The organism is Bacillus sp. 220_BSPC (assembly GCF_001054655.1).
GTDB classification, from domain to species: Bacteria; Bacillota; Bacilli; order Bacillales; family DSM-1321; genus Peribacillus; species Peribacillus frigoritolerans.
Window position 1 is genome coordinate 72,858 of sequence record NZ_JVPL01000120.1, and the last position, 6,378, is coordinate 79,235.

7 protein-coding genes and 1 riboswitch are annotated in these 6,378 nt (G+C 38.9%); of the genes, 1 reads left to right on the top strand and 6 read right to left on the bottom strand.

Annotation, left to right across the window (positions count from 1 at the left end; genetic code table 11):
• Nucleotides 1-48: 48 nt before the first annotated feature.
• The 5 genes from ADA55_RS08080 to ADA55_RS08100 form a co-directional block, all read right to left on the bottom strand.
• Nucleotides 49-507 (bottom strand): YpbF family protein, encoded by a 459-nt coding sequence (locus ADA55_RS08080; protein WP_034308074.1) that lies wholly within the window; start codon nucleotides 505-507, stop codon nucleotides 49-51.
• A 422-nt stretch (nucleotides 508-929) separates the two neighbouring features.
• Nucleotides 930-1,682, bottom strand: coding sequence for a LysM peptidoglycan-binding domain-containing protein (locus tag ADA55_RS08085; RefSeq protein ID WP_048681766.1), 753 nt, complete (start codon nucleotides 1,680-1,682; stop codon nucleotides 930-932).
• Complete coding sequence (locus ADA55_RS08090; protein WP_048681769.1) at nucleotides 1,660-2,286, bottom strand: CPBP family intramembrane glutamic endopeptidase; 627 nt, start codon at nucleotides 2,284-2,286, stop codon at nucleotides 1,660-1,662. The genes ADA55_RS08085 and ADA55_RS08090 overlap by 23 nt, the downstream gene beginning before the upstream one ends.
• On the bottom strand, nucleotides 2,276-3,781 hold the full coding sequence (locus ADA55_RS08095) for a RecQ family ATP-dependent DNA helicase (protein WP_048681773.1): 1,506 nt from the start codon (nucleotides 3,779-3,781) through the stop codon (nucleotides 2,276-2,278). Before ADA55_RS08095 ends, ADA55_RS08090 begins: the two co-directional genes overlap by 11 nt.
• Nucleotides 3,781-4,845 (bottom strand): helix-turn-helix domain-containing protein, encoded by a 1,065-nt coding sequence (locus tag ADA55_RS08100; protein ID WP_048681776.1) that lies wholly within the window; start codon nucleotides 4,843-4,845, stop codon nucleotides 3,781-3,783. Before ADA55_RS08100 ends, ADA55_RS08095 begins: the two co-directional genes overlap by 1 nt.
• Nucleotides 4,846-5,135: 290 nt before the next feature.
• Between ADA55_RS08100 and ADA55_RS08105 the strand changes: the two genes are divergently transcribed.
• Nucleotides 5,136-5,384: a ferredoxin gene (locus ADA55_RS08105; RefSeq protein WP_034308087.1), complete on the top strand. Its 249-nt coding sequence runs from the start codon at nucleotides 5,136-5,138 to the stop codon at nucleotides 5,382-5,384.
• Between the two features lie 126 nt (nucleotides 5,385-5,510).
• Here ADA55_RS08105 and ADA55_RS08110 read toward each other — a convergent pair whose 3' ends face one another.
• The gene (locus tag ADA55_RS08110; protein ID WP_034308089.1) at nucleotides 5,511-6,092 is read right to left on the bottom strand and encodes an ECF transporter S component; all 582 of its coding nucleotides are present in this window, start codon (nucleotides 6,090-6,092) and stop codon (nucleotides 5,511-5,513) included.
• A 164-nt stretch (nucleotides 6,093-6,256) separates the two neighbouring features.
• Nucleotides 6,257-6,378: riboswitch (FMN riboswitch) on the bottom strand. This riboswitch is flagged as partial in the annotation.

Genomic DNA, 6,378 nt, shown 5'->3' on the forward strand with positions numbered 1-6,378 from the left:
AACCATAAAACGGTATTACCCGCAATTAAATATGATTTAACGCGACCATCATTTATTTTCATGATATAAGTTAATATCATAATTCTTCTTCATCATTTCAAAAACCTTATGGCGATTTTTCCATTCTTCCTCTTTTTCCCACAATTGCTTACTTTTATTAATGATTTCACAGCGTAAAAGTTGAAACTCCTTTTCAGCTTTATCTAGCTTTTTTTTAATTAAAACCATATATCCATATAGACCAATCGCTGCCGCCAAAAAAAGGAAATGGCTAAAATGGTCGACGAAAACACTAAACATGCTGAAAAAGGAATAGGAATAAGGTACAACAATATAAAAATAAAGATAAATCATAAAAAGGACAGCAACGATCATGGTTGCCCATAAGCTTTGAAGATGCTTCTTTTTAAGTGCCTCGAATTTTTTCTTCCGATCCACGACATTTTGCAGCATTTGTTTTGTTGCTTGATCCGTTTTCTCATCCAGTAAAATGATTGTCGATTCCATCGCATTTCCTCCTCTGCTCTTTCAAATCATGATATGAAAGAGTAGAGGAAAAAATGATAATGTACCTGACACGATTGCCTTCATACTTAACCAAGTTGAACAATATTAAAAATACCCTGCCTATAAAGACAGGGTCAGACTGGAGACAAACTCAATAATAATTGAGTTTGTCTCCAGCTTTTTAGGTTTTTAAAATTTGAATGTTGATTTTCACTTCAGGCACTCGCTTTCCGCGGGCGGTCCGCCCTCGGCGCCACTGCGCCTGCGGGATCTCCCTTGGACGCGCTTTTCCCGCAGGATTCTCGAACACCCGCTCCAATCAACTTTGTTTTAACATTAAGGTAGAACTCCTGTTGCCTAAAGTCTTTTTCGTTTTGAAATAGTAGGATTTAAAAACTTGATTTTTTCTAAAGGTGCCATCATTATTTCTTGATCGGAATTTTCAAAACCTGCCCCCTGGAAATTTCATTGCCATTCAGCCCATTCCACTCCCTGATCAGAGCAATCCCTTCCTGTGATTTGTAATAATTCATGGAAATGCGAAATAATGTTTCTTCACCTTGAACAGTATGTAAGACAACTTTGTATTCCTCTTTATCCGATTTAGCGGCTTGTACATTTTTCTTTTCTGCTGCTTCTTTCTTTGCCTTTTCCTCAGCTTCTTGCTTCGCTTTGGCCTTTTCCTCAGCTTCCTGCTGCGCTTTGGCTTTAGCCTCAGCTTCTTGCTGTGCCTTGGCTTTTTCCTCAGCTTCTTGCTGTGCCTTGGCTTTTTCCTTAGCTTCCTGCTGCGCTTTGGCTTTAGCCTCAGCTTCTTCTTTTTCTTTCTCCGCTTCAGCCTTTGCCGACTCTTTTTCCTTTAAGTCCTCTGCCGTTGCTGTGGTTGGAATCGATTCTATATCTTCCTCTTTTAAGACGACTTGGTCACTTTTAGTAACAGGTAAAGGCCTATCCTGAAAATATGTATAAAGGCTGTAAAATCCAATTGGAAGCAAAATGAAAAATAACGCTAATAATTGTATCATTGGAAGTTTAATCTTCACTTTACTTTTTTTCTTTTTATTCTGGTGGACTTTGCTCCGTTTGGGCAATGATGACTTAGCCTTCTGGCGTTCAATTCGCGAACGAAGTTCACCAGCCTGATCATTTTCTTTTTCATTCTTTTGCACCCGGCTCATTCAAGTCACCCCCTTTCTTGCTAAACCCTCTTTGCTTTTTGTTCCTGATTAAAATACCAAGGATAAAGTCAATCAAAAAGTGGGCCGTAATCGTCACGATGATATTATTAGTCATTTCAAATAGAAACCCGATAAAGAAGCTCAAAACCAATACATTTAAAAATAAAAACCAATTAAAAAGGTAACGATAATGAACGGCTGCAAAAATGAGGCTCGTAAGAAGCAAACCAAAATGTGTTTGCAGAACTCCACGGAATAATATTTCTTCACTTATCGCTACCATTAAAGCTATAACAAATATCATCGGGTATGACAAATTACTGAAAATGCGTTCGTTAATACCTCCATCATCCTGATAGGAAGATGGTGTCACTTTCATAAGCAATATGTCAATTAACACGACAATGACTCCAGCAGGAACACCAATCAGCAAAATGTTCAGGTCCCCAAAGATAAATAAGTCGAAAAAAGCAGAACGGTCTTTAAATAAAATAATACCTAAAAAGACGGCTAACGTTAAGAGAATAATTTGTGTAAGAAACAAATTATATAGCAACTGTTTATCTGTAAGTTGTTTAATTAATTCAGCTTGCTTATTTTTCATTGCCATTTTCCTTCTTTAGTAAGATATAAGCCAATTCCTTTTTCCAAGTGGAAAAGGAATTGGCCGGATCCACCTTTACTTCCGGCCATACATCAGCCATTTTTTCGGCATCCATCCCACAGATATCACAGCAGATGGGGTTCGCTTCCCGATGCTTTTCTCCAAAATAGTCCAGTATCCCTGAACGGCGACATTCCTGTGCATATATCCAGTGAAGGAATTTATGCAGCTTTTCTTGATTACTGGTTTTCCTCTTTTGACAATACTCTTTCATCTCTGCCACTTGATCCTGGTTATTGCCCATAATAAACTGGGTAAAAAAACGGAGCTGGATTTCGTTCAACGAAAAGGATAGCGACAGCTGCTCTTTTTCTGAGGGGGTCAAATTCGCCAGATTCTTTTGTGATTCATTAAGGAAAGAACATACACCATCGATTTGCGAATCCGTAGGCAACTGTTGCTCCATCAAATGAAGGGGAAGCCCTTCATCCCCTTCGCTATATAATAAGACAGCCACACTTTGTTTCCGGTCTCGCCCCGCCCTGCCAATCTCCTGAAGATATGCTTCCATCGTGGACGGGATATGAAAATGGATAACATATCTGACATCCGATTTATTCACACCCATTCCAAAAGCGCTTGTTGCGCATATGATTTTCAACTGGCCGGAAATGAATTGCTGCTGAATGAGCATCCTTTGTTCCTGCTCCATTCCACCGTGATAATAATTGACACTATCGATCCCGTTATCCTGTAAAAAACCAGCGACTGATTCCGCCACTTTTTTAGAGGAAAAATAAATAATTCCGCTTCCGTTAAATTTCCTGACAAGCTCCAGCACACGGGCTAGCTTCTCATCATAGCTGAACATTCGCTCGATAATAATGGCAATATTTTCACGATCAACGGATGAGACCATTTCCTCGGCCTGCCCAATGTTAAGTTTAACAACGATGTCCCTCCGGACCTCATCGGTTGCAGTTGCCGTCAGGGCAAGCGTCAACGGATTATTCAGTTCACGCCTCACTTCTCCTAAATTCAAATAATCCGGACGGAAATCGTACCCCCATTGTGAAATGCAGTGAGCTTCGTCTATGACGAACAAGCCTATTTCTATGGATTTCAAGGATTTTATCACACCATCGATGCTCAGCATTTCAGGAGATAAAAAGATAAAACGATAACTATGTAACCTATCGAAAGCTTTCCTTTTTTGATTAAGCGTCAAAAAAGAGTTGAGGGTCAATACACTTTTTTCGCCGCTCATCTTCAGCTGATCCGCTTGATCCTGCATTAAAGATAATAACGGGGAGACAATTATGACAGTCTTATTTACCAGATAAGCCGGCAGCTGATAACATAATGATTTACCTGACCCGGTTGGGAGCATCGCTAATGTATGACGGCCGGACATCAATGATTCAACCACTTCCTTCTGTCCGGGACGAAATTCATCAAAACCGAATTTTTCTTTGAGGACCCGTTCCATGTTCATCATCTCTCACCTATTTTCGCAAGTACAAGTCTTATTTGGAAAAAGCTTATTTGTTTATTATCGACCATCTGCTTGATAGCTTTAAGCTTTTTGGTACCAAGTTGCTTAATCGCTTCAGCAATTTCCCTCTCATCCTCGATTTTCACATAATCGGAAATCGGAAAATCTTTTTCCGATAAAACAATTTCTACGAGGTGATCTTCGATGGTGTTGACTTTCAATCTGCGGATTTCAGCTATTTCACCGAGGTTTTTCCCTTCCTGGATGTATCGTAAAGTAGTCTTTGTAGATTGTGTCAAATGAGGATTACCACTTCTTTTCCAATCATTGGTTAATGAGGATAAGAGAGGGTAATCACTACCCGTTTCCATTTCTGCAAGCATTTGATGCAATGAGTCAAGGAATGTATAGCGAACATACTCTTCTTCCGCATTTTTCCTTTTTGCAATCTGTTCAAACGTTAGTCCAATCCTGTTTATCCCGGTCAATTTCAAAATGAAAATGTCTCGTTTCATATCACTTTGATTTTCTAAAAGGGATACCAGTTCATCATATAGATGTTGGGCAATCAACGCTCGATCCTGACGATTGGCATGTAAAAATTCCTTTACGAAGAATTGGATTTTGGGATTTCGTTGTATCGGATAAAAACGTCTTTCATTGTGGACAATATGGGATATGGTTTGAATGAGTAAGTTTAACCTTCCCCAAAAAACAGGGGTGATATTGTGATACTTCCAACCATTTAAATACTCCGGAAAAGGATTATTTTTAAAGTAATCGTCCAACATTCGTTCACCTTGCAAACTAATTTCATATGCATCTGGTTTATCCGTTAAATTGATCAAGTCATGCTTAACCGAATGTTCAATGTTTTGATTTAATTGCTGACGGGTAAATCGAGGTATTGTCCCAAAAATATCCGTTAACCCGAATAAGTGGGCATCTTGGATCGTTTGTGACGATTTCTTACCCTGCAGCATATGGTATATAGCATAAATGGAGCGCTCACCTTGAAATTTTTTTATCGCATATAGAATGATGGCCTGTAGATAATTATTCATGGGACTCACATCCTTGTTTCATTTAACCAATAAACCCATTGTAACAAAAATCTGCAAAAACCGCCGTTATTATTGATGAATACAACGGAAATTATGTGACTAAATGACGAAACATGGAAAGGACCAAGTTAATTATTTCGATGTTTTTCGTTGACATTCAGCTACATGATAGTTATTATCAATACAATTTCTATTGAAAAGTTTGGCATTCGGTCTTACAATAAGAAAGAGATAATAATCTGAAATAAAAAGATTATCAGTTGTTAATCAACTTAGGAGGGGTTATATTCATGGCTAAATTTACTATTGTGGATAAAGAAACATGCATAGCTTGTGGAGCTTGCGGAGCAGCGGCACCAGATATATATGATTATGATGACGAAGGGATTGCATTTGTTACCCTTGACGATAACGAGGGTATCGTTGAAATTCCAGATGTACTTATAGACGACATGATGGATGCATTTGAAGGATGCCCAACGGATTCCATCAAAGTTGCTGACGAGGCATTTGACGGAGATGCACTAAAATTCGAATAAAGATACAAGCCATTTTCAATCGAGAATGGCTTTTTCTTTTGGCCAATGCACATACCAAAAAACAGGCATAAAAAAACAACCGGATATGGATATCCGGTTGTTTTTTCATATCTATCGTCAATGCCATTAAGCATTTTTATATAATGTTTGCTTATTGATCCATGTCTGTAATTTAATGAACAGCAACATGAATACAGATGTGATGAGTACGCCTTTAATCACGTTGAAAGGCAAGATTGCCGTGGTAACGAACTTTCTTGACTCGGGCGCCGACATGGCATCCCATCCCATAAAGAAGGTATAAGCCGGTAAAAAGACAAAATAGTTTAATACGCTCATGAATACTGCCATGGAAACTGTTCCCGCAAGTAAGGCGAACGTCATTCCTTTTTTTGAATTGATTTTCTGAAATACATAATAAGTCGGCAAGACAAACAGTATTCCGGCTATAAAGTTAGCGATATGCCCCACAGGCACAGCAGTCAAGGTCCCTGTCATGACTAAATCCAATAGGTTTTTAATGAACTCGACTAGAATTCCAGCCATCGGACCGAAAATCAATGCCGCCATCAGTGCTGGTATGTCGCTAAAATCAACATTGAGAAAAGGCGGGAATCCTGGAAACGGGAAATTTAAAAGCATCAATAAATACGATATGCTTCCCATCATGGCAAGTGAGACCATTTTTTTCACTTTGTTCTTTTTCATAGTTCTCTCTCCTTCTTTTCCGATCTACCTGAAAAAGAGGTTAGGATTCCAAAATATGTTGATGTTCAATAAAAAACCTTTAATTCCAATGGAATTAAAGGGATAAATTAAAGGTTACATCAAACAAACGTTCAGCAAATAACTGTTGAAACGCACTAAGGAACCTCCATCTTCTCCCATCCAGACTATACTGTCGGCTTTGGAATCACACCAAATCCTGCCTTGTAAGGCTCGCGGGCTTAGAAGTAGAAATCCCTTCATCACCGCCGGTGGGGAATTGCGCCCC